The organism is Rhizobium sp. LCM 4573 (assembly GCF_001854865.1).
In the GTDB taxonomy this organism is placed as follows: Bacteria; Pseudomonadota; Alphaproteobacteria; order Rhizobiales; family Rhizobiaceae; genus Neorhizobium.
Genome location: NZ_MDDW01000003.1, coordinates 442,636 through 465,861, shown reverse-complemented (window position 1 = coordinate 465,861; position 23,226 = coordinate 442,636). Strand labels below are relative to the sequence as shown.

Sequence of the window (23,226 nt, the reverse complement as noted above, 5' to 3'; positions counted from 1 at the left end):
GCTTCAGGCCGCACTTGCGGGATCGGGAATCGCTCACCTGTTTGAGGACTATGTCCGCGACGATGTCGAACAAGGCAGGCTTATCGAATTGCTCAGCGACTGGAAGAAGAAGCTGCCGAGCTGGTATCTGTATTATCCGAGCCGGCGGCATACGAGCGCCGCCATGCGGACGTTTCTTGATTATGTTCGCAATCACAAATGGTGTTGAGACGCTGCGACCGGGACATTCGGCAACCCATATCTTCAACCAGACCGGGCGGTGCGCCAATGGACGATGCGATCTCAAGCCAAAAAATGGTGCAGGTGGTCGAAGGTTCTTCGGACATGTCAGTTAAGGAATACAATGCGATCTTGACGGCTGCGGAAAAAGATTCCGGGTTTCTTCAAAGGGTGCAGGATAAGCTTCAAAAAGCCGGGCCCGCACAGCAGTAGCAGCTATAAAAGGGAGTGCTCCCAGCAACGGGTTGAGCGCCCTCGGTGTTTTGTGGCGTGCCCGGTCTGAAGCCGCGTATAAACTCCCACCCTCGAAGTCTCAAATTCCCTCACGACCAGCGAGAGGGAACAAAATCGCTCCATTCGCGTTGGATGGCGTTTCACAAAACATGAAGATCGTGGGGCTACAAAGCTATGAAGGATTTATGGCAGCGAACATGGTTGGATTTCGGGATGCCACTTCTTATCATGAGTGCGGCGCTAGTCGTGACCTGGATAATCATCCACCTTTGACCTCGGCGGCAACTGTTCGGTTCTCCACAGCGGCCGATTTCTGGGGCGAAATAGAAACGGACGTGGACCGATCTTTCGATCTCCACACTTCGGGCCCATGGACATGAAGGGATGGAATACGAGTAGCGATCGGTGCTCGAAAGCCTTTCGCGAGCGCTGACGGCTCTGTTGGTCTTTGCGAAACTCTTCGATGTCGATCAGGATGAAAGCCCCGTCCTGTCGGCCAATCACGCCTATGTCGATGGGGCAGAAACTGGCTTCAGACAGGACGAGGGGGAGGCGGTCCAGAAGTCCCTCGACAAGCTCAAACGGCGCAAGCCTTATGGGGACCGGCTAATGAAAGTGCCGTTCTGAGGGATGTCTATCGGCTGGCCGCTTGATCGTGCTGGCCTAGCCAATCGCTGAATTCGGCATGATTTTGTGACGCGTTCGGAGTGACCTAGCCCGCAACGTGCCCCTTTACGGCCCATGCCCGAGCGGCCAGCAGAATTTCGCCGGCGGGCCCCGTAGGAAGTCTGCTTCGAATCCCGTCCTGAAGGCGTGCGCGGGCCTCTTCGTCGAGAGACATGCAATATTTGGGTGCCGATCCGGTCCCGCCTAAGAACGGTGTCCAGTAGTCGTCAAAGCTCTCGAAGGCCGTTGGGATGTCGATTGCCTGCACCTCTACGTCGTGCAGGCCGGCACGCGAAAACAGTTCGGACAGCGGACCTGGCCGACAGACAGGGGCCTTTATGCCGTCGTCGAATTCGCTCGCTCTAGGATCAAGGGCGGTGGCAACATCAAAGAAATAGCGCATCACCTGCATATGACCGGCGTAGTCCCACACATAAAGCGCGACTGTGCCGCCCGGTCTGGTTACGCGGACCATTTCCTGCACCGCTGCTTTCTTATTGGGAACGAAGTTGAGAACAAGTCCCGAAACCGCAATGTCGAAGGCATCGTCGTCTTCCGGGATCGCTTGTGCATCTCCTAGTTTGAAATGGGCTCGTGGGTCGGATACTTTGGATTTAGCCACCTCCAGAAAGGTTGTTGCGGTATCAATTCCGACGATTTGCCATGGCTCGCACTGTTCGAGTACGGCTAGGGTTAGCTCGCCCGTCCCGCAGCCAATGTCGATCCAATTCGCCCCGGGGCCGGTGTCAACCCAAGCGGCGAATTGCGGAGCGACCTTCCGACTCCACCGGCCCATATATCGCTCGTAGGCGGCGCCACCGCTCCAAAGGTCTGATGTCGAGGTCAGCATCCCGCGATCCCTTTTGGCGGTTGGATGGTAGCTCACCTTTTGACGCGTGGATAGCGCCACCAGGSAAAGTCGCATTGATGAGCTGCTGTTTTCCAGCTTTCGTTTCAGCGCCTGCAGTAGCGCCTCCACCTCCGCATTCGCGCCAGCTGGAATAGAAGGCCTTTCGCTGTCGGTCGAGGACCACGCTGCATGCTTGTCGAGTTTCAGCGGCATGTAAGTGGAGGCAAATATTTGACCTCCTCCCAGCATCCGCCTTAATTACCCTCTGTTAGGTGGAGTAACCAGCTATGCCCGATGATCCAATCCTCCCGATTGACGATCCCTTACTCTCGCAGCCGTCCCGGCCTGTAGAGGCGATCGATGCTGATATAAAGCAGCTCGCATCAATGATGTTTACCGTTATGGACCGAGAGCAAGGTGCTGGTCTTGCCGCCGTTCAGATCGGGGTGCCTTTGCGTCTGGTTGTCATAGATATGCCTGATAGCAGCGAGAAGTGGCATCGCTTTGCCATGGTCAATCCAGAGATCGTTGAGCGCTCCAAGGAGCTGGTCGTTGGCCAAGAGGGTTGCCTCTCAATGCCCGGATACGGCATCCCCGTACCCCGACACAAGGAGGTTGCGGTTTCTTATATGGACTTGGAGGGAGAAAGGCATCTACTGCATGCAACTGGCCCCCTAGCTATCTGCGTCCAACATGAGGTCGATCACGTCGACGGCGTCTTGTTCTTTGACAGGGTTTCCAGCTTGCGGCGGCAACGGGCGAGAGATTACTTTCGAAAAGTTCGACGCAGACACGAAGTCCGGATCAGCTAAGACTGCTTCTGGCACAACCCGGGCGCCGTCRCTCCAGCTTCCGTTTCAGCGCGTGCAGTAGCGCCTCCACCTCTGCATTCGAGCCGGCCGCGAGCATGAGGTTATCCGCGACCTCGATGATTGCGGTCAAAACCTCGACGGCCATTTGACAAAACAGATGCCGGTTCTAGTCTCGCATTAGGAGTGTCACGACTGCGGCCTGCGCGGCTTGAGGCTATCGCTGCATGCCCCAGCGGCGCACCGTGACGTTTTCGATCAGGCGGAAGACCACGCCTTCGACCACCAGGCCGATGATGATGACCATTGCGAGGCCGGCAAACACCTTGTCGGTGAATAGTTCGTTGCGGTTGCGGAAAATAAACCAGCCAAGGCCGCCGGTCGAGGAACTGACCCCGAAGACGAGTTCGGCGGCAATCAGCGTGCGCCAGGCGAAAGCCCAGGCGATCTTCATGCCGTAAAGGATCGAAGGCAATGCGGCGGGGATCAGGATACGCCAAACATAGCCGGGCCCCTTGAGGCCGTAATTCCGGCCGACCAGGCGTTGGGTTTCGGGTACGCTTTCGAAGCCGCTCAGAGTGGCGAGCGCGAAGGGCCAGAGAACGGCGTGAACCAGCACAACGAGCAGGCTCTTTTCGCCCAGCCCGAACCAAAGCATGGCGAGCGGCAGCAGCGCGATGGCCGGCAGCGGATTGAACATGGAGATCAGCGTCTGCAGGAGTTCGCGGACGAAACGGCTGACGACCGCGAGCGAGACGATGGTGAAGGCTGCAGCGATCGCGATCACATAGCCTTTGAGAAGGACGGTCAGCGATGCCCAGGAGGCGGCAAGCAGGTTCTCGGTGGTCGATGCTTCCCACAGCGCCGCCATGGTGGCGGTGAAGCTGGGAAAGAGGATCGGTTTGGCGCTGAAGCGGGCTGAAAGCTCCCAGATCAGGGCGAGCAGCGCCAGCACCAGGAGCTTTCGAAGGAGCGCGGAGTTCCAGGCGAAATCGCGGAGGCGATCGAGCACCTGGAGCTTTGCGGGCGTGCCGATCAAGGAAAGATCAGACATGTTCGAAAACTCCTTTCCTGGCCTTCGGAGAGAACAGTAGATCGTGCACTTCACGCGACAAGGATTTAAAGAGAGGACTGCCGACATCGTCACGACCGAACCCGCTTGTGTCGAGACTGGTTATCGTCCGCCCCGGATGCGGGCTCAGGAGATGCAGCTTGGTACCGATCAAGATTGCTTCCTCTATGGAATGGGTGACGAAAAGCAGCGTAAAGCCGAGCTCCTCGGCGAGATCGAGAAGTTCGCCCTGGAGCTGGCTGCGGGTGAGTGCGTCGAGTGCCGCGAAGGGCTCGTCCATCAGGAGCACGTCGGCATCGGTCACCAGCGCGCGGGCGATCGCGGCACGCTGCTTCATGCCGCCCGAAAGCGTGTGCGGATAGCTATCAAGCACCCGCTCCAGGCCGACCTTTTTCAGCGTCGCCTCGGTGCGGTTTCGTATTTCCGCCTTCGCAAGCCGGCTTGCCATGTGGAGCGGAAACYCGACATTCTGGCGCACCGTCTTCCATGGCAGGAGTTGATCGAATTCCTGGAAGACGACGATGCGATCCGGACCGGGGCCCTTGACCTCCCGGCCCCGCACCCTGATCGCCCCGGAAGCGGGTTTGAGGAAACCCGCCACGGCTTTCAGGATCGACGACTTGCCGCAGCCGGAGGGGCCGAGGAGCACGAGCCGCTCGCCCTCTCCGGCGCGCAAGGAGACATCGTCCACCGCCCGGACGGTGCCGGCCGGGGTCGGGTAGTCGAGGGTAAGATGATCGACTTCGAAAACCGCCGGGAAGGGATCGCGCGCCAGCATGGTTCAGCTTCCGCTTTCGTTGTGCAATTCCTCGAACGTGTAGTCCTTCCAGCTTTCGGCCTTCTTCTTGATGGCGCCGGTCCGGTGGAGGAAGTCGGCAAAGGCATAGGAGCGGGACGGGACAACGGTGAATTTGCTTTCGGGAGATTCGATCAGAGACTGCACGAAGGCGGGATCGAGCTTCGAGTTCTCGACGCGCACATAGGTTTCCGCGGCTTCCTTCTTGTTTGCCTCGATCCAGGCGTCGGCTTCCTTCAGAGCCTCGAAAAACGCTTGGAAGGTCTTCGGGTTTTCCTCGCGCCAGTCGGTCGTGGCATAGAGATAGGTCGGTGTCACCGGGCCGCCGAGGATGTCGTAGGAGGAGAAGACCTTATGGACCTTGGCATCCTTCAGGGCTTGCTCCTGGAACGGGGTGTTGGACAGGTGCGAGGTGATCTCGGTGGAACCGGAAAGCAGTGCGCTCGTCGCGTCGGGATGCGGCAGGCTGACGGTGATGTTGTCCAGCTTGTTCTGGTTGCCCTCGCCGAACTCCTTTTCAGCCGCGATCTGCAGGATGCGCGCCTGGACCGAAACGCCAACGGCGGGAAGCGCGATCTTGTCGGATGTGGTCAGATCCTTGAGCGATTTCACATTCGGATTGGTGGTGACAAGGTAGTTCGGCTGGTTCGCGAGCCCGGCGACGATCTTCACGGTGCCGTCGGTGCGGTCCCAGAGCGTCAGGAAGGGGCCGATCCCGGCCGCCGCGATATCGATCGAGCCGGAAAGAAGCGCGGCATTGATCGCGTCGCCGCCGGAAAGCTGAGCCCATTCAACTTTCACCTCGTGGAGACCGAGTGCCTTTGCGTGCTTCTCGATCAGGTTCTGGTCGCGGATCACGTGCAGCGGCAAGTAGAGAGTGCCGAATTGCTGGGAAATACGGATAAGGCCTTCGGCGGAAGCGCCCGTTGCGGGCGTGAGCACGCTCAGCACCAAAGCCGCGGCGGCAGCGAGCTTAAAGGGTTTCTGCATGGATCGACCTTTCAAAAGACAGACGGGAATGTGCGGAATGGGCCTTGGYGGTCAGCCCGCGGCATTGGCGAGCTTCGAGCCCCCGTAATTGCCGACGGCGAATTCGTTGGCGACGCTGTCGCGGAGTCCCTGGCGGCGGTTGCGATCGATGCCAAGCAGCGGGAAGAGGAGTTCGCCGACGCGATAAGCCTCCTCGAGATGCGGATAGCCCGAGCCGATGATCGTATCGATGCCGAGCGCCTGGTATTCGCGCAGCCGTTCAGCAACCTGTTCCGGCGTGCCGACAAGGGCGGTGCCGACACCGGTGCGCACCAGCCCCACGCCGGCCCAGAGGTTAGGTGCAACGAGCAGCTTGTCGCGGCGACCACCGTGCAGGGCGGCCTGCCGGCGCTGGCCGACGGAATCCATTTCCTTCAGAAAGCGCTGATAGCTGCGTTCGATCTGCTCGTCGGAGATATTGCTGATGAGCCGGTCGGCGGCGCTCCAGGCATCCTCTTCCCGCTCGCGCACGATGAAGTGGATGCGCATGCCGAAGCGAATCCTGCGACCGGCCTTTGCGGCTTTGGYGCGAACGGATTCGATCTTCTCCGTCACCTGCTCCAGCGGCTCGCCCCAGGTGAGGTACATGTCGACGGCATCGACCGCGAGATCCTGGCCGGCCTCCGAAGAGCCGCCGAAATAGAGGGGCGGATGCGGCTGGCCGATCGGCGGGAAATCCGAGCGTGCACCTTTGAGTTCGTAATACTTGCCCTTGAAGTCGACCGTCTCGCCCGCGAGCAGTCGTTTCCAGATATCGAGGAATTCCCCGGCCTGCTGGTAACGCTCGTCATGGCCGAGAAAGATGCCGTCACCTGCCAGTTCCGTGGGGTTGCCGCCGACCACGACATTGAGCAGCAGCCTGCCATTGCTCAAGCGGTCGAGGGCTGCGGTCTGGCGTGCGGCGAAGGTGGGCGAGGTGACGCCGGGGCGAAGCGCAACGAGGTATTTCAACCGTTCGGTAACGACTGACAGGCCGGTCGCGGTGATCCAGGAATCCTCGCAGGACTGGCCCGTCGGCAGGAGCACGCCCTCGAAGCCGAGTTCGTCGACGGCGATCGCAACCTGCTTGAAATACCGGAATTCCGGCCTTCGGCTCAGATGATCCGTGCCCAGATAGGTGCCATCTCCATGGGTCGGAATGAACCAGAAGAAGTTCAACGGTCCGGCGGCGGTCATCAGCGTCTCCTTTTCGAATGTAGGGGAGAGGCTAAACACGACATATTCGATAGAGAAGAAAGATTATTCTGTTCTCAACCGTACGGCGCCATGCGGCGACTAAGGTGAAGGCTCGCGGGCGAACGGCATTTCATTTGCTGTAGCGAATTGCGTTCTCGGCCCTTGGCAAGGCATTTTCCTAGGGATAAACATGAGTGAATTTATCATGGTTAAGCCTGCGCGGCGCCTAGGGTCCAGAATTGCATTGGGATCTACAACAGCTATTCCGTCGGCATTCCAAGGAACTCTTACGGTTTCTGCGTCGCAGCGGCGTGTCGGAGGATACGGCTTCCGATCTCGTTCAGGATGCTTTTTTGCGGCTCGCCACCCTGGGGCCGACCGCGGGTGAGGTCGTGGGCAATCCGCGCGCCTATCTGTTTCGGATTTCCCGCAATCTCTCGATAGATCATGCCCGCGCCCATGCCGTTCAGAGCCACTATATCCAGCCTGGGCTTCCGGCGGAGATCGCGGAAGCCAAACCTTCCGCCGAGCTGGAGGTCGATTTCAAGCAGCGTATCGCGCGGCTGGAAGGTGCGATTCAGACTTTGCCTGAACGACAGCGCCAGGTCTTCCTGCTCCACAAATACGAAGAGCTCAGCCATGCTGAAATTGCCGAACGGCTTGGAATTTCCAAGAGCATGGTCGAAAAGCACATGATGAAGGCCCTTGCCCATCTGCGCGACAGCCTCGTCGATCTCCTGAACTAAAAATCTCCGTCCCAGGTGTGGTCAGATATCCGTTTATCCGTCTAAGGAATGATTTTTTCGCCAAACGGCATGATTCAGGGCACAAATGGATCGCCTCGATGATGATATGACACCGGAAGAAAGACGACGGCAGGCGCTTTCCTGGTTTGTCCGCATGAATTCCGGCGAAGCCACGGCTTCCGATCGAAGCGGGCTTGCCGCATGGCTTGCGGACTGTCCGGAAAATCGGGAGGAATATGYTCGCCTCCAGCGGATGTGGTCCGATCTCGATCACGCCCGTGTGCCTGCGCGCAAGGAAAGGACCGGCAACCGAACCCAGACTGCCCGGTTATCACGGCGCGGCCTGCTTGGCGCCGGTGCGATGCTGGCGGCGGCCGGCGCTGCCGCCTGGATGGGCGGGGCGTCCGACTATCTTTACAGCGACCAGTTCACCTCGGTCGCCGAGATCGGCGAGTTCACGCTCGATGACGGAACGCGCGTGACGCTCGATGCCGATAGCGCGCTCTCGCTCGATTATACCGCCTCCCGGCGCGGGCTCGTGCTTCATCGCGGCCGGGCCTATTTCGATGTCGCCAGAGACGAAGCACGGCCCTTTTCCGTCGTCGCGGCCGGGGGCACGGTGACGGCGCTCGGGACGCAATTCGTGGTGCATCTCTGGGAGGATGCGGTGACAGCAAGCGTGCAGGAAAGCGCCGTTTCGGTCGTCGCGCCCAATGGCGCAGGTATTCGTGTCAACGCGGGAGAGGTCGTCTCCTTCAGCCGGGATGGTCTCGGTCTCGTCGAGGGGGCAGACACGGAGGTCGAGACCGCCTGGCGTCGCGGCAGGCTGATTTTCGAGGACAAGCCGCTCGGCCAGGTCGTCTCGGATGTAAATCGCTACCGCAGGGGCACGATCCGAATTCTCGACGACAGGCTCCGAAATTTACGCGTCAGCGGCATTTTCGACGTCGGCAATCCGGAGGGCGTGCTCGATGCGATCGTCGAGACATTGCCGGTCCGCGCGTTTGAAGTCACCCCATACATCGTCCTTCTGCTTCCGGCATGAGCATCGCGATTCTTTTTCATCTTTGGGGTGAGGTGGAGATCGCCTGATCCGTCTTAGCGCATGTGTGGCGAAAGCCGCCACGCTGGTAGTGGACAGGAATGGGGATCATGGTAGGCGCCGCGTCAAAGGGACAGCACAAGAACACGAATATGCAACGGCTCGCTGCGGCCCTGTTTGTGAGCGCGGCCTTGCTGCCGTTTACCGCACTGGCGCAAGGCTCCACGCCGACCGTTCCGCGCATCAACCAGCAGGCCGCCTCCTCCTATTCCATCCCGGCCTCATCGTTGAGCGCGGCGCTCTCGGCCTTCGGCGACCGCACCGACCTGCAGGTTCTCTATCCGGCAGCGCTTGCACGCGGCAAGCAATCGCCGGGCGTAAACGGCGTGATGAGCAGGGAGCAGGCTTTGGATCGGCTGCTTACCGGAACAGGGCTTTCCTATCGTTTTGCCAATCCAGGCACGGTCACCATCCATGCACCTGCGGGAGAGCTCGTCACGAGCAGCACCGATGACAGCTCGACGATCCTTCCAACGATCGTCGTTCAGGGCGAGAGCGCGTCCGGGCGGGTCGATGGCTACGTGGCGCGCGTGAGTTCGGCGGGCACCAAGACGGACACGCCGCTCATCGAGACGCCGCAGGCCATCTCGGTGGTCACCGCCGACCAAATGACCAGCCAGGGCGCGAGCTCGATTGCCAGTTCACTATCCTACACTCCGGGCGTCGTCAGCCAATCGGGTGCTTTCAGCCGGGCGGTGGACGATTTCACCATCCGTGGGTTCAACATCGCCACCGGCAATTCCGGAAACCTGCGCGACGGCTTGAAGTATCAGTCGAACGTCTATGACGGCGGGCAGGAGCCTTACGGGCTGGAGCGCATCGACATCATGCGCGGCGCAGGCTCGATGCTCTATGGTCAGCTCACCCCCGGCGGGGTCGTCAATGCCATTTCAAAGCGGCCGACGGACACGCCGCTTCGTGAGGTCAATATCGAATACGGCAGTTATGACCGCAAACAGATATCCGCCGATTTCGGAGGTCCTATTACCGATGACGGCGTTTTGACCTACCGTTTGACCGGACTGGTTCGCAACGCGGACAACTGGGTCGATGAGACGCCCGACAACAAGGTCTATATCGCTCCTGCTTTGACCTTCGCGCCGGACGACGCGACGTCGCTGACGCTGCTTTCAAGCTATACGCATTTCCATACGCGATTTGCGACGCCGCTGCTCTATCAGGATGTCAGCGGAGGCAACATCCCCCGCGATGCCTTTCTCGGCAATGATGATTTCGATCGCTACAACGGCGATGCCTATACGATCGGCTATCTTTTCGAACACGAGTTCGACAGCGGCATCAAGCTCAGAAACAACGCTCGCTATTTCAAGTCCGATGTCCAATGGGACTATATGATGGGCAATATCGCGCCCCTTTCGCTGACGGGTGGAGATCTCTACAGGCTGGCGAGCAAGCGTTATGAGCGTTCATACGGCGTCGCCGCCGATACCTCCGTCGAATACTCCTTCGATGCCGCCGGGACCGAACACACGCTTCTGGCGGGTTTCGATTATTACCGCCGCAGCTATGACAACGATCGCTATCGTGGTTCCGGATACAGCATTCTCGACCTCGACACCGGCGCGATTTTGACCGATCCGCCGGTCAGCTACGCAGTCAATCGGGGTTTTGACGATATCAGCAACCAATATGGCATCTACCTGCAGGATCAGATCAAATTCGACGATCATTGGATACTCCTGCTTGGCGCTCGGCAAGATTGGAGTGACGGCCGGAGACGGTCGTACCAGAACGGTGCGGTGACGGAGCTGAACGACAGTGCTCTGACGGGCAGGGCCGGTCTCGTCTATCTCTTCGACAACGGTCTCGCGCCTTATGTAAGCGTGGCCCAATCCTTCGAACCACAGGTCGGTTTCGATAATCGTACGGGAGAGGCACTGAAGCCGAACGAGGGGCTGCAATACGAAGCAGGTGTCCGTTATCAGCCCGATGGCAGCAATCTTCTTCTCAGCGCGGCGATATACGAACTGACGCAGAAGAACCTAACGACCGTCGACGCCGGCGGTTTAACCTACCAATATGGCGAGGTCCGCTCCCGGGGCCTGGAATTGGAAGCGCGCGCGGAGTTCGGCGATCTCGGCCTGATCGCCTCCTATACATACACGGATGCGAAAATCACCGAAAACGCTCTGCCCGCCTATATCGGGGAACAGATTTCGCTCGTGCCCAAAAATGCCTTCGCGTTGTGGGCCGATTACAAGCTTGACGACCTTGGCCTGGAGGGCGTCACCGTCGGCGCGGGTATCCGCTACATCGGCGAGACGAACCTGATCGACAGCAGCAGTGATGTCCCAGGCTATGTTCTCGTCGATGCGATGGCGAGCTTCGATCTCGGCGCCATGAACAAGGATCTCGAAGGTGCGACGCTGAAATTGAACGCGCGCAATCTTTTCGACAAGGAGTTCTACACCTGCGTCTATTCGGATGGCTGCCGTTATGGTGAGCCGCTGACAGTCACGGCGACGCTTTCCTATAAATGGTAGGATCGGTCGTTGCCAGAAGGGACTTGCTGAAGGGAGCGCTCGCTGCCTCCCTTTCCGCTTTCGCGCGCGACGGCAAGGCGGAAGGGAAGCCTCGCCGTATCGTCTCCATGGAGCTGCTGGTGACGGAGCTGCTGCTCACCCTCGGCATTGCGCCTCTGGCAGTCGCAAATGTGCCGCTTTATCGAAGGCTGGTGGCCGAGCCGGTGCTTGATGACGAAGCCGTCGATCTCGGTCCGCTGCAGGAGCCCAACGTGGAATACCTGCAATTCCTGAAGCCGGATCTGATCGTTATGGCGCAGTGGCAGGCAAGCGGGCTTGAAACCCTTCGCGCCATCGCGCCCACACTGTCGCTCAATTCCTTTCCCGCGAAAACGCCGGCGGTCCAGCATGCACAGGAGCTCCTGCGCCAGCTCGGGACGGTTGTCGGCAGAAAGCGTCAGGCCGAGGATTGGTTGGGGCGATGCGAAACGGCGATCGAGGAGGCGCGGGCAAAGCTGCAGTCGAAATCTCTGCCGCCGCTCTATCTGTGCCGCTTCAACCAGGATGGCCGTCACGCGGCCATTTTCGGCGGGAACGGCCTGGTCGGCGATGTTCTGACCCGTCTCGGCCTCACCAATGCCTGGCAAGGCCACGTCAACGCTTCCGGTGTCGCGTCCATCAGCGTGGAACAACTTGCCGGCAACCCACAAGCGCGCATCGTGCATTTCGATCGCGGTCGCGAAACGGATCTGGCGATGGCGAGGCTTGCCGAAAGCCCGCTTTGGCAGGCACTGCCCGCCGTGCGGCAAAACCGCGTAACCCGAATGTCTGTGGTGTATCCGAGCGGGGGCGTGGTAAGCGCGATGCGGCTTGCCGGCCAGCTTGCAGCGCTTCTGCCGGCGGAGGGCTGATCATGGCGATGGCCGGTTCACTGCCTGCGATACGAAACCATGGCTTTGCCCCGATACTGGCCGCCTTGCTGTTCAGCGCGGCACTCGGTCTCCTTCTGCTCAATATCAGTGCGAGGCTGACGGACTGGCGGCAGTTGTTCACGGCATCCGATGCAGGTCTCGCCACGATTGTCGTTCAGTATGGGCTGCTTCCGCGGTTCGCCCTTAGCCTCGTCGCGGGGGCGGCACTCGGTCTTTCCGGCGTCCTCTTCCAGCAGATGCTGCGCAACCCGCTGGCCGAACCGGGAACCTTAGCCGTATTTGCCGGTGCGAAATTTTCGTTGGTCGCCGCCACCCTGTGGGCGCCCGGTCTTCTCGTCCATGGGCAAGAGCCGATGGTCTTCCTCGGCGGCATGCTGGCGCTGGGTGCGGTCGGGTTGCTGGCGGTGCGCGCCGGTTTCGCACCGCTGACGGTCATTCTGGTGGGGCTTGTCCTGTCGCTTTGCCTTGAAGCCTTGAGCAGCATGTTCTTCCTGACCCATTTCGAGGAGCTGAGCGACCTGCTGGCCTGGCAGACGGGCTCGCTGGCGCAGGATAATTGGCATCAGGTACGGAGGCTTTCCCTCGCCCTTGTCGCCGCAGGTATTGTGACGTTCTTCCTCAGAAGACCGATGGACCTTTTCGACCTCGACGAGGCGAGCGCGCGCAGCGCCGGTGTTTCGGTTCCGGTGATGCGGATGGCCGTCTTCACCGCTGGGACCCTGTTGAGCGCGCTCGTCGCCGCCTATGCGGGGATCATCGGTTTCATCGGGCTTGCGGGGCCTGCCATCGCGCGGCTTTCCGGCGCCAGGCGGCTTTCCGATCGCCTGATCCATGGCCCGCTGATCGCCGCTGGCATTCTGGCACTTGTCGACCAGGGCGTTCTTCTTCTCGCTGGTGGCATAGATGTGCCGGCAGGAGCCGTAACCGCGCTTCTCGGAACGCCGCTTCTGGTATGGCTCATCTGTCGGATGCGGACCGAGATGCAACAGCCGCCGCGCGACGGCCGATCCGCCGAACATTCCGACGGCAGTGCTTCTTCCTGGTTCCTGATTGCTGCCTCGTTGCTGGTCGTCACGCTCCTGTTGGCCCTGTTTGTCGGCCGGTTGCCGGAGGGATGGTTCATCGCCGGCACCGGTCAAATAGGCGAGCTGCTGCCTTGGCGGCTACCGCGGATTGTCGCGGCGGCCGGCGGCGGCATCATGCTTGCCATTGCGGGGAGCGCCCTCCAGYGGCTGACAGGAAATGGGCTTGCAAGCCCGGAACTGCTCGGCATCTCCTCCGGCGCAGCGCTGATCCTGATGGTCGCCGTCTTCCTCCTGCCGCCTTTACCACGAGAGACCATGATGCTGTTATCGGCGGGCGGCGCGTTCACGGCGCTCGTATTCACCCTGTGGCTCGGCAGCCGCTCGATGTTCAGCCCTGAACGCATGCTGCTGGTCGGCGTCGCCATCGGAGCGCTCTCCGGCTCGCTGGGGTCGTTGTTGACTCTGCTTGGGGATATCCGTGTGCTGCGGCTGCTCGGCTGGCTTGCAGGCTCGACCTATTCCGTGACACAGAAAGATGCTTGGATCATCATCTCTATCGCGGGCCTGTCGCTCGGGCTCGTCCCGTTGTTCGGGCGCTGGTTGCGGATCCTGCCGCTAGGGGAAGGGGTCACCACAGCCATCGGCGTGCCGCTCGCGGCAAGCAGGTTGTTGCTGCTGGTGTTCACCGCCGTTCTGACCGGCGTTGCGACGCTGATCGTGGGGCCGTTGAGCTTTGCGGGACTTGCTGCCCCCCACCTTGCCCGCATTTCCGGTCTCAGGACGCCGCTGACGCAGGTCTATGGCGCGGCGATCATCGGCGCGATCATCATGGTGCTGGCGGATTGGATCGGCCGAAACATAGCCTTTCCCTGGCAGGTTCCGGCCGGAATTGTTGCCACACTTCTCGGCGGCCTTTACTTCATCCTGTTGGCGATCAGACGATGATATCTTCGCTCGCTCCGCTCTTTGCCGGTGATCTCGAAGCGCTCGGCGACCATCTTGTTCTTGCCGCCGACGAGCGCCCGCATATGGCTTGCAGCGCGCTCTTGGAAAAGAATAGGCTCGCCCTGCTGTTGAACCGCTTTGGTGAAAACTATGCCGAAGCGGAGCCTCGCGCCGTCGCCTCCCAATGGTCGAAATGGTATCTGTCGCGCCTGGTCACACCGGTCCTTGCCGCCAATATCGTTCTCGATCGCAAGCTGCCGATCGGTTTTGAGGAGACCGGCATCATCCTGTCGCCGGACGGCAGGGCAGAGGCCTTTCGATTGCGCGACGGGGGGCAGGCATTCACGCCTTCGGACTTCATGGTGCGTTTCGAGGATCTCATCGACGGGCATCTCTCCTTGATCATTCCGGCACTTTCGGCCGCGAGTGGTTTGTCGCAGAAGGTGCTTTGGAGCAATGCCGGCAACATCATCGAAAATGTCGTTGCCTCCTGCGCGAGAAAACTCGGCGAGGAACATGCGGGCGTTATCCACGCCAGACAGCTTCTGTCGAGCCGGTCCTGGCGTGACAGGCAGCCGAACAGGGTCTTCGAACCCGTCAGGTATTCGGCCTCAGGCGGGGAAACCGTGCGCAAGCGGCGCGTCTGCTGCATCCGCTACCTGATTCCAAGCCTCTCGCTTTGCAAGACCTGTCCGCTCGACGAGCGGCCGGCGAAGCGTGCCGGGTTGCCGCGTTAGTCGATCCCTTCAGACCCTCGGGAGACCTTCGGGTCCGAGTGCCTTTTTCAGCGCGGCGATGCGGAAGATGGCGTTCGGTGCGCCATAGCCACGATAGCCGCGGCGCTCGACGATCTCGAAGAAGAAGCCGTCGCCGAGCGTGCTGCTGTAGAGCTGGAAATATTCGCCGTGCTCGTCCTGATCGTAGAGGATGTTTTCCGCCCTGAGGCGTTCGGTGAGCTCGGCGTCCAACCCGAACCGCGCCTCCACATCTCCATAGTAGTTGGGCGATATGGGAAGCGGGCGAAACCCGTTCTTCCTGAGTGCTTCGGCGGTGGCGAAGATGTCGTCTGTATGGAAGGCGAGATGCTGGATGCCCGAACCGAACTTCTCCGCGATGAAGCGGCCGGCGAGCGTGCGGCGGTTTTCCGCGCCGTTGAGGGTGATGCGAAGCGCGCCGCTCGCGTTCTCCACCACCTGGCTGCGCACGACCCCGGCCGGATCGATGATGTCGACCATCGGTGTCTTACGGGCTTCGAAGATCGACGTATAGAAGAGCTGCCAGCTCAGCATCTCGTCATAGGAAACCGTTTGAGCGACATGATCGACGCGCAGGAGCCCGGCATCCGCGATCTTGCCGCCGTCATCGTCGACGGGTGTAAAGTCGATCTCCCAGATGCGGCCGAGATCGGTCTTTTCGTCCAGTAGGTAGATGAGCCCGCCGCCGACGCCGCGGATCGCCGGTATCTCCACCTCTCCGCTGCGCACCGGCTGGCTGAATGGCTCGGCGTCCAGTGCCAGAGCTCGTTCCATCGCCGCCCTTGCATCTGAGACCTTCAACGCCATCGCATAGGCCGAGGTGCCGTGCACCGCATAGGCTGCGTTGGCAAAGCCCGCTTCCTCCGTATTGACCAGGAGCCGGATATCGCCCTGGGCAAACAGGCTGACTTTCTTGCTTCGATGAACCGCCGTCCTGCGGAAGCCGAGCATCCTGAGGCTAGCGGTAAGATCGGCGGCATCCTTCTCGTCCGTGGAGAATTCGACGAAACCGACACCTTCGACGGTGGCGGGCTCGGGCATGGCGGCCACCGAGAGGCTTTGCGCATCCGGGCTGCGGCGCACCTGGTCGCCGAGATAGATCAGCGAGCGATGTCCGTCGGCAGCGATCGACCGGGTGGAGCCGCCGCGGAATTGATCGTTGAATATTTCCAGCGAGAAATAGCCGTCATAGCCGGTCTCGGCGACCGCCGTGGTGAATTCCGTCACCGGCAGATCGCCTTCGCCCGGCATGTTGCGGAAATGCCGGCTCCAGTAAAGAAGGTCCATGTCGATCAGCGGCGCGTCTGCAAGCTGGACAATGAAGATCTTGTCCTTCGGGATGGAGCGGATCGAATTGATATCGATCTTGCGCGACAGCGTGTGGAAGCTGTCGAGAATGAGCCCGATATTTTGATGATCGGCCCRCCGGACGATTTCCCAGGCGTCGCGGTGGTCGTTGATGTGCCGCCCCCAGGCGAGAGCCTCATAGCCGACCTTCAGCCCGCGGTTTGCGGCCCGCTCGCCGAGTTCGTGGAAATCCGCCGCCGCCCTGTCGATGCCTCCTTGCGAAACGGGAGAGACGTTGGAGCAGACAAGCAGAAGGTCGGTGCCGAGTTCCTGCATGACGTCGAATTTGCGCTCGGCCCTGTCGAAGGTGCGGGAGCGGTGCGAGGCCGGCATGCCCTCGAAATCGCGGAAGGGCTGGAAAAGGGTGATCTCCAGCCCCTTGTCACGCACCATCGCTCCYACATCCGCCGGGCTTCCGTCGAAGGCCAGGAAATCGTTCTCGAAAATCTCCACCCCCTCGAAACCGGCCTTCGCGATCGCCTCGAGCTTTTCGGGCAATTCGCCGCTGATCGATACCGTGGCTATGGAGGTTTTCATGGCTTAATCCTCGTATCGGTGGTTGCGGTCACCCTGTCATGGTCTGGAAATGGCGCATCATCCGCTGGGCGTCGGGTTCACGCCCGGTAAAGAGCCGGAAGGCGCCGACCGCCTGGAAGACGGCCATGCCGCCGCCGTTAAGAGTGCGGCATCCCTTTTGCCTCGCGATACGCAGGAGCTCGGTCTCCAGCGGGAAATAGACGATTTCGGCAACCCAGTGCTCTGGCCTAAGAAGCTCCGCCGGCATTGGCAGACCGGGATATTTTGCCATGCCGGTTGGCGTCGCGTGGATGATGCCGGCTGCCTTAGCCATCGCTGCTGCGATATCGCTCGAGGCATGAACGGAAGCCTCTGGAAAAAGGCCGGACATGCTTTCTGCCAACTGCTCCGCACGTTCCAGTTCTCGGTCGACGACCGTCAGGTGCTTCATGCCGAGGGTGAGGATCGCGTATGCGGTCGCCACGCCGGCGCCGCCTGCGCCAAGCTGGACTGCGGAGAAGAGATCGGCATCCGGGAGGCCGCGGCGGAAGCTTTCGGCAAACCCCCACCAGTCCGTATTGTGGCCGTAGCGGCGGCCATCCTTCAGCACCACGGTGTTGACCGCGCCAAGTGCGCGCGCCTCGTCCGAGAGTTCGTCGAGATGTGCAATGACAAGCTGCTTGCATGGATGGGTGATGTTGAGGCCGGCAAATCCCTCTGCTTCCGCCCGCTCCAGGAGGCCGGGCAGACCGTCGGGTGTTAGGCCGAGTTGAGCGAGATCGATGAGCTGGTAATCATAGGCCAGGCCTTGGGCTGCCCCCTCGTGCATGTGCATTGCCGGTGTCAGCGAGGCCTGGATGCCCGAACCGATTAATCCGGCTTTGAGAGTTTTCAGGAGTGTCTCGGCCATTGCGCTTGTCGTCCTCGCGGTATTGGAGAACCGGCCCGTCGCGGCGACGGGCCGGCATTGTCGTTATTTGCGGACGGCGTCCAGTTCCTTGAAGAGAAGCGAGACGGTCTCGGTGCCGATCTCGGTGCTGAACTTGTCGATCAGCGGCTTTACGGCGTCGCGCAGCTTCTGCGTCTCTTCCGGGCTCAGTTCGTCGACCTGCATGCCCGTCGCCTTGATCTCGTCGATCGCCTTGGAATCCGCCTCACGCGAGACCTGGCGCTGGAAGTCGCGGGCTTCGGTCGCCGCCGACTGTAGAACAGCCTTCTCTTCGTCGTTCAGGCCGTCCCAGAACTTCTTGCTGATCAGCACGATCTGCGGATTGTACTGGTGACGGCTAAGCGTCATATATTTCTGCACTTCGTAGAATTTGGCGTTGATGATGTTGGCAGCCGGGTTTTCCTGGCCGTCCACTGTGCCGGTTTCGAGTGCCGTATAAAGTTCCGTGTAGGGCAGCGGCACGGCATTTGCGCCGAGACCGTTGAACAGTTCGATCGGGATAGGCGACTGAAGCGTGCGGATCTTCAGGCCCTTGATGTGTTCGAGCTTGGTGATCGCATGGCGGTTGTTCGTCAGGTTGCGGAAGCCGAGTTCCCAGTAGGCGAGGCCGATCAGACCGGTATCGGGCAGCTTCTGGAGGAGGCTGTCGCCGAACGGGCCGTCCATCACCTTGTCGGCTTCCTCGCCGCTGTTGAACAGGAACGGCAGGTCGACGGCGCCGAAAGCCTTGACGTTGCTGGCCAGGATACCGGCGTTGAGCACCAGCATTTCGACCACGCCGCCCTGCAGCGCCGAGACGGTCTGCACGTCGCCGCCGAGCACTCCGCCGGGGAAGAGCTTGACCTCGATCTTGCCGCCGCTCTTCTCCTTGACGATCTCGGCGAATTTCTCCATGCCGGTGACCTGCGGATGGCCCTTGTTGTTGGCCGCCGCAAATTTCAGCGTATGCGAGCCTATTTCGGCAGATGCCGTGCCCGCCAGCAGCAGCGCCGGCAAGGCGAGCCCAAGTGCCAGTTTCTTCATCTTGTTGAACATGCTTTCCTCCCAGATTTGGCCGTTTCCCGGCCGGTTGAAATGGTTGTTCTCTCCTTGCGCCTCAATGTCCGAACCAGGCGACCGGAACGGTCACCAATTGCGGGAAGAGGACGAGGAGGAACAGGACGATCAGTTCGGCGATCATAAAGGGCATCACACCTTTCATGAGATTTTCCATCGACAGCTTGGCGACACCGCAAATGACGTTGAGCACGGTGCCGACCGGCGGCGTGATGAGACCGATCGAATTATTGATGATGAACAGCACACCGAAATATACCGGATCGATGCCCGCCTGCTTGATGATCGGCATCAGCACCGGCGTCATCACGAGGATGGTCGGGGTCATGTCCATGGCGGTGCCGACGAGCACGATGAGTACCATGATCGCGATCAGCAGCAGGGTCTGGTTGTCCATCAGCGGCTCGAGGAGACTGACGAGATCGCCCGGAACGTCGGCAACCGTGATCAGCCAGGCCGAAACGGCGGCGCAGGCGACGAGGAACATGACGACCGCGGTGATCTTCGCCGCCGAAACGAAGACCGGGAAGAGTTGTGAAGGTGGCAGTTCGCGGTAGATGACCATCGAGACGAACAGCGAATAGACGGCCGCCACGACGCCAGCCTCGGTCGGCGTGAAGACGCCGAACTTCAGTCCAACGATAATGATGACCGGCAGCATCAGCGCCCAGGCGGCATCCAGGAATGCCTTGAGCCGAACCTCTCCGCTTTCTCTTGCCGGCAGTTCGAACTGTTCCTTGCGGGCGATGATCATCCAGGTGATGCAGAGAGCGACGGCGATCAGCAGTCCCGGCACGATGCCGGCGAGGAAGAGCTTGGTGATCGAGACGCCGCCGACGACGCCGTAGAGAATGAAGCCGATCGAGGGTGGAATGATCGGGCCGATGACCGAGGCGGATGCGAGAAGGCCACCGCTGCGGGCCGGATCATGGCCGGATTTCAGCATCATCGGAAAGAGCAGCGCGCCGAGCGCTGCCGCATCGGCCACGGCCGAGCCGGAAAGGCTCGACAGCACACAGGCCGCGAAGATCGTTACGAAGCCGAGGCCGCCGCGAACGTGACCGACGAGGGCCATGGCGAGATTGACGATCCGCTTCGAAAGCCCGCCGGTGTTCATCACTTCGCCCGCGAGCAGGAAGAAGGGCACGGCCATCAGCGGGAAACTGTCTGCACCGTTCAAAACGTTCTGCGCGACGATCTGCGCATCGAAGATGTCCATGTACATCATCAGCGCGACACCGCTGAGGATCAGCGCGAAAGCGATGGGCACGCCGAGCGCCATGGGGCCGAGGAGAGCGCCGAGGAAGATCGTAAGCGTCATCTCGCGTCTCCTCCTCAGGCCTTGGTCGCGCCGGAGGCGGTGGCCGAAGCATCGGGATGGGCAACCTCCTCCTCGCTGTCACGAACGAGCTGTGCCGTCGCAAGATCGATGCGGCCGGTCGCCACCTGGAACATGTCCCAGAGAATGATCAGGAAAGTCGGAATGCCGAAGGCGAGCCCCGCTCCATAGAACCAGCCCATCGAAATTCCGGTGGCTGGCATACCGGCCGGCAGGTTGATGAGGGTCTGGGTCCAGCTTCCGCTGATCATCAGCCAGGTAGCGATCAGCATCAGCCCCTGTCCCAGGAGCACCGCGATCCGCGCGCTGCGCGGTGGCAGCCGCTTGAGCAGCGAATCAACGCCAAGATGTCCGTGCTCGCGCATCGCCACCACGGCGCCCAGAAAGGTCAGCCAGACGAAGAAGACGCGGGAGAGCTCCTCGGAGGTGGTAATGCCCTGGTTGAAGGCGTAGCGAAGGACCACGTTCCCGAAGACGAGAACGATCATTGCAGCCAGAAGCAGCGCAATGGCGACCTTCAGGGCGAAGAAGTAGAAATCGATAATTCGTGTCATGTCCGGCAGTCCTCCCGAGGCCTCGTCGCGGATGGTGAAAAATGGCAGCTACGAAAACAGCCGCCCTTTGACCTACCTTGGCAAGATGCCCTCCGTCACCGGTCGCCTCCTCAGGAACCGGCTGACATTTCCTCAAAATGTACGAACTAGTGAGTATGTCAAGCGGCATCTATTGAAAGCGACAGACAAGCCCGCTATGACTTTGGAAAAGATGCAGAAAATAAAGAGTGGGCAGATCGAGGCTCGCCGGCATCTCTCGACCAAAGGCAGGCGGCAGGCAAACGAAAGCGGCGTTGAGGATGGCGGCGAAGCGCGAGAACGGCAGAAAGAACGATCCGCAACGCACCCAGGAGGACATTCTGGACGTGGCTACGGAGGAGTTCGCTACGCACGGCTTGGCCGGCGGGCGGGTCGATGCGATCGCCGAGAAGACCCGTACCTCCAAGCGGATGATCTATTATTACTTCGGGAGCAAGGAAGGGCTCTACCTCGCCGTCCTCGAACGTTCCTATCGCAAGATCCGCACGCTGGAGGCCGATCTCGAACTCGCCAACCTGCCGCCGGAAGAGGCGCTCCGGACGCTCATCTCGACGACTTTCGACCACGACGAGGCCAATCCCGAATTCGTGCGCCTTGTCAGCATCGAGAATATCCATCATGCCGCGCATATGCTGCGCTCGGAAGCGATCCGCGACCTGAACGTCTCGGTCATCGAGATGATTGCTGCGATCATCCGGCGGGGCGTGGCAGAAGGCACCTTCTCGCGGGACGCCGATCCCGTCGACATTCACATGCTGATCAGCGCCTTCTGCTTTTTCCGCGTATCGAACAGATATACGTTCGGAACGATCTTCCGCCGCGATCTTTCCGCTCCGGAATTTTATGATCGCCACAAGAAATTGATCGCGGACGCGGTGATCAGCTATCTGACCGCGCCGGAGCCGGATCATTGAGCGCGGTGTCTTGCACTACGTCCAGCCGGGCTCAGTCCGGTGCGTCGAGCTGAGGCGCGAACGTGGTGGCGTTGAAGACTTCGAGCCTAGCCTCGTCCTTGGGGAAAGCAAGGATGGTGAGGCTTGCGGGGCCGGCTGGGATGATGCGGGCCGGCGGCAGCCCGAGCGCACCGTCGAGCGCGGCGCGTATCACGCCACCGTGGCAGACCAGCAGAACGGTTTGTTCCCTCGCTTCGATCGCGCGCTTCATGGCATGCCCGACACGGGCGCGGAAGTCGGCCCAGACTTCTCCGTTTTCAGGCGCGAAGGTTCCGGCCCGCCAGCCCGCATAGTCGTGCGGTGTCTCTGCCAGCAGCTGTGCGATCTCAGCACCCGTCCACTTCCCGACATTCTGCTCGCGCAGCAGCGGCTCTTTGATCGCTTCGGGATAGCCGAGCAGTGCGGCTGTCCTGGCGGCGCGGTTCAGGTCGGATGTGAGAACAAGGTCAGGATTGTAGGTCGCGACCATCGGGCCCAGCGCGCAGGCCTGTTGCTCGCCCCGTTGCGAAAGCTCGATATCGGCTTGGCCTTGCAGGCGGCGGACTGCGTTCCATTCGCTTTCGCCGTGTCGCACCAGTAGAATGCGTTTCATGAAATACGTTTTCCTTCTTTGACGAAAATCGCGGCCGGCGCGGCTGGCAGACGAAAGTGCAGCTCCGGCAGAATTCTGTTCGCATCGTCCGAAATCGCGGTAATCCGGATGCCGTTGGCGATGCCGGTCACCAGACGCCGGCCGGCCATGGGGACGATTTCGGCAAGCGTCAGATTCAGCGTGCGCTGCCCCGGCCTGTCGACCAGCTCGATTGCCTCGGGGCGCACCATGGCATGTCCGATGACATTGGGCAGGCTCGGGTCGGGGATGGTTCCGAACCATTTACCATCGGCTATCGGAATGAGGTTGGCCGGCGGCGTGCCGACGAAGCCGGCGACGAACGCCGAAGACGGGTCTGAAAGCAGGCGTTCGGGCGCATCGAACTGTTCGATCCGGCCTCGATTCATCACCGCGACATGCGTCGCCATCGTCATCGCTTCGACCTGATCATGCGTGACGTAGACGGAGGTGGCGCCGCTTGCAGCATGGACCTTCAGGAGTTCCAGCCGCATCTCGACGCGTAGCGTGGCGTCGAGATTGGATAGTGGTTCATCGAAGAGCATGATCTTCGGTCGGGGGGCGATCATGCGGGCAAGCGCCACGCGCTGCTGCTGGCCGCCGGAGATCTCGCCGGGATAGCGGTTGGCGAACTGCGAGATGCCGAGCATCTCCATGGCGGTTGCGATCCGGGTTCGTCGTTCTTCCGGGGGAAGCTTTGCCACCTTGAGGGGCCATTCGATATTGCCGGCCACCGTCATGTGCGGCCACAAGGCATAGGACTGGAAAACGAGGCCGGCATTACGTCCGGCGGGCGGAAGGGCGAAGCCGGTTTGGCCGTCGGCCACGAGTGTGTCGCCGAAACGGATTTGCCCGCCGGTCGGCTGATCGAGCCCCGCCAGCATGCGCAGCATGGTGCTTTTGCCGCAGCCGGACGGACCGAGCAGTACGAGGAAAGCACCCTCCGGTACCGAAAAGCTGACATTGTCGACGGCGTTGGTGCCGGCGAAGGACTTGATGACCTGGTTGAGCGAAATCACGGGGC

Annotated in this window: 23 protein-coding genes; 11 read left to right on the top strand and 12 right to left on the bottom strand. The window is 60.8% G+C overall.

Annotation, left to right across the window (positions count from 1 at the left end; all coding sequences use genetic code 11):
• The 3 genes from LCM4573_RS09025 to LCM4573_RS09020 form a co-directional block, all read left to right on the top strand.
• On the top strand, window positions 1-208 hold a 208-nt coding region (locus LCM4573_RS09025; protein ID WP_244505274.1), incomplete at its 5' end, for a LysR substrate-binding domain-containing protein.
• Between the two features lie 59 nt (window positions 209-267).
• Window positions 268-432, top strand: a complete 165-nt coding sequence (locus LCM4573_RS27695) for a DUF4168 domain-containing protein (protein WP_116285382.1) — start codon at window positions 268-270, stop codon at window positions 430-432.
• 426 nt (window positions 433-858) lie between these two features.
• On the top strand, window positions 859-1,080 hold the full coding sequence (locus tag LCM4573_RS09020) for a hypothetical protein (RefSeq protein WP_071005904.1): 222 nt from the start codon (window positions 859-861) through the stop codon (window positions 1,078-1,080).
• An 85-nt stretch (window positions 1,081-1,165) separates the two neighbouring features.
• Here the strand turns inward: LCM4573_RS09020 and LCM4573_RS09015 are convergent, their stop codons facing one another.
• Window positions 1,166-2,218, bottom strand: coding sequence for a class I SAM-dependent methyltransferase (locus tag LCM4573_RS09015; protein WP_244505272.1), 1,053 nt, complete (start codon window positions 2,216-2,218; stop codon window positions 1,166-1,168).
• Window positions 2,219-2,256: 38 nt separating this feature from the next.
• Between LCM4573_RS09015 and def the strand changes: the two genes are divergently transcribed.
• Window positions 2,257-2,781: a peptide deformylase gene (gene def / locus LCM4573_RS28915; protein ID WP_071005903.1), complete on the top strand. Its 525-nt coding sequence runs from the start codon at window positions 2,257-2,259 to the stop codon at window positions 2,779-2,781.
• Window positions 2,782-2,995: 214 nt separating this feature from the next.
• Here def and LCM4573_RS09005 read toward each other — a convergent pair whose 3' ends face one another.
• Genes LCM4573_RS09005 through ssuD form a run of 4 tightly spaced genes read right to left on the bottom strand, consistent with a single transcriptional unit; the run spans window position 2,996 to window position 6,851 of the window.
• The gene (locus LCM4573_RS09005) at window positions 2,996-3,832 is read right to left on the bottom strand and encodes an ABC transporter permease (RefSeq protein WP_083347369.1); all 837 of its coding nucleotides are present in this window, start codon (window positions 3,830-3,832) and stop codon (window positions 2,996-2,998) included.
• A complete protein-coding gene (locus LCM4573_RS09000; protein WP_071005902.1) occupies window positions 3,825-4,628 on the bottom strand; it encodes an ABC transporter ATP-binding protein in 804 nt (267 codons plus the stop codon). The genes LCM4573_RS09005 and LCM4573_RS09000 overlap by 8 nt, the downstream gene beginning before the upstream one ends.
• 3 nt (window positions 4,629-4,631) lie before the next feature.
• Entirely contained in the window at window positions 4,632-5,636 is a 1,005-nt protein-coding gene (locus LCM4573_RS08995) for an ABC transporter substrate-binding protein (protein WP_071005901.1), read from the bottom strand.
• 51 nt (window positions 5,637-5,687) lie between these two features.
• The gene (gene ssuD, locus LCM4573_RS08990; RefSeq protein ID WP_071005900.1) at window positions 5,688-6,851 is read right to left on the bottom strand and encodes an FMNH2-dependent alkanesulfonate monooxygenase; all 1,164 of its coding nucleotides are present in this window, start codon (window positions 6,849-6,851) and stop codon (window positions 5,688-5,690) included.
• Between the two features lie 239 nt (window positions 6,852-7,090).
• On the opposite strand from ssuD, the gene LCM4573_RS08985 reads away from it, so the two are divergent.
• The 6 genes from LCM4573_RS08985 (at window position 7,091) to fhuF (ending at window position 14,821) form a co-directional block, all read left to right on the top strand.
• A complete protein-coding gene (locus LCM4573_RS08985; protein ID WP_071005899.1) occupies window positions 7,091-7,597 on the top strand; it encodes an RNA polymerase sigma factor in 507 nt (168 codons plus the stop codon).
• Window positions 7,598-7,703: 106 nt separating this feature from the next.
• On the top strand, window positions 7,704-8,642 hold the full coding sequence (locus tag LCM4573_RS08980; RefSeq protein WP_244505269.1) for a FecR family protein: 939 nt from the start codon (window positions 7,704-7,706) through the stop codon (window positions 8,640-8,642).
• Window positions 8,643-8,749: 107 nt separating this feature from the next.
• Window positions 8,750-11,203 (top strand): TonB-dependent siderophore receptor, encoded by a 2,454-nt coding sequence (locus tag LCM4573_RS08975; RefSeq protein ID WP_198539704.1) that lies wholly within the window; start codon window positions 8,750-8,752, stop codon window positions 11,201-11,203.
• 23 nt (window positions 11,204-11,226) lie between these two features.
• Window positions 11,227-12,093, top strand: a complete 867-nt coding sequence (locus LCM4573_RS08970; RefSeq protein WP_157895497.1) for an ABC transporter substrate-binding protein — start codon at window positions 11,227-11,229, stop codon at window positions 12,091-12,093.
• A gap of 2 nt (window positions 12,094-12,095) precedes the next feature.
• A complete protein-coding gene (fhuB, locus tag LCM4573_RS08965; RefSeq protein WP_071005896.1) occupies window positions 12,096-14,084 on the top strand; it encodes a Fe(3+)-hydroxamate ABC transporter permease FhuB in 1,989 nt (662 codons plus the stop codon).
• On the top strand, window positions 14,081-14,821 hold the full coding sequence (fhuF, locus tag LCM4573_RS08960) for a siderophore-iron reductase FhuF (RefSeq protein ID WP_071005895.1): 741 nt from the start codon (window positions 14,081-14,083) through the stop codon (window positions 14,819-14,821). The genes fhuB and fhuF overlap by 4 nt, the downstream gene beginning before the upstream one ends.
• Before the next feature lie 9 nt (window positions 14,822-14,830).
• Here the strand turns inward: fhuF and LCM4573_RS08955 are convergent, their stop codons facing one another.
• The 5 genes from LCM4573_RS08955 to LCM4573_RS08935 form a co-directional block, all read right to left on the bottom strand.
• Window positions 14,831-16,723, bottom strand: coding sequence for a bifunctional sugar phosphate isomerase/epimerase/4-hydroxyphenylpyruvate dioxygenase family protein (locus LCM4573_RS08955; RefSeq protein ID WP_071005894.1), 1,893 nt, complete (start codon window positions 16,721-16,723; stop codon window positions 14,831-14,833).
• Window positions 16,724-16,751: 28 nt separating this feature from the next.
• On the bottom strand, window positions 16,752-17,612 hold the full coding sequence (locus tag LCM4573_RS08950) for a shikimate dehydrogenase (protein WP_071005893.1): 861 nt from the start codon (window positions 17,610-17,612) through the stop codon (window positions 16,752-16,754).
• A gap of 63 nt (window positions 17,613-17,675) precedes the next feature.
• Window positions 17,676-18,686: a TRAP transporter substrate-binding protein gene (locus LCM4573_RS08945; RefSeq protein ID WP_071005892.1), complete on the bottom strand. Its 1,011-nt coding sequence runs from the start codon at window positions 18,684-18,686 to the stop codon at window positions 17,676-17,678.
• Window positions 18,687-18,747: 61 nt separating this feature from the next.
• Window positions 18,748-20,028 carry a TRAP transporter large permease gene (locus LCM4573_RS08940; RefSeq protein WP_071005891.1) on the bottom strand — a complete coding sequence of 427 codons (1,281 nt, stop codon included), beginning with the start codon at window positions 20,026-20,028 and terminating at the stop codon, window positions 18,748-18,750.
• 14 nt (window positions 20,029-20,042) lie between these two features.
• Window positions 20,043-20,600, bottom strand: coding sequence for a TRAP transporter small permease (locus LCM4573_RS08935; RefSeq protein ID WP_071005890.1), 558 nt, complete (start codon window positions 20,598-20,600; stop codon window positions 20,043-20,045).
• 299 nt (window positions 20,601-20,899) lie between these two features.
• On the opposite strand from LCM4573_RS08935, the gene LCM4573_RS08930 reads away from it, so the two are divergent.
• Complete coding sequence (locus tag LCM4573_RS08930) at window positions 20,900-21,553, top strand: TetR family transcriptional regulator (RefSeq protein ID WP_071005889.1); 654 nt, start codon at window positions 20,900-20,902, stop codon at window positions 21,551-21,553.
• Window positions 21,554-21,584: 31 nt separating this feature from the next.
• On the opposite strand, the gene LCM4573_RS08925 is transcribed toward LCM4573_RS08930, so the two are convergent.
• Together LCM4573_RS08925 and LCM4573_RS08920 are read right to left on the bottom strand one after the other, a co-directional pair.
• Window positions 21,585-22,184 (bottom strand): histidine phosphatase family protein, encoded by a 600-nt coding sequence (locus LCM4573_RS08925; RefSeq protein ID WP_071005888.1) that lies wholly within the window; start codon window positions 22,182-22,184, stop codon window positions 21,585-21,587.
• Complete coding sequence (locus LCM4573_RS08920; RefSeq protein WP_071005887.1) at window positions 22,181-23,221, bottom strand: ABC transporter ATP-binding protein; 1,041 nt, start codon at window positions 23,219-23,221, stop codon at window positions 22,181-22,183. The genes LCM4573_RS08925 and LCM4573_RS08920 overlap by 4 nt, the downstream gene beginning before the upstream one ends.
• Window positions 23,222-23,226 lie beyond the last annotated feature (5 nt).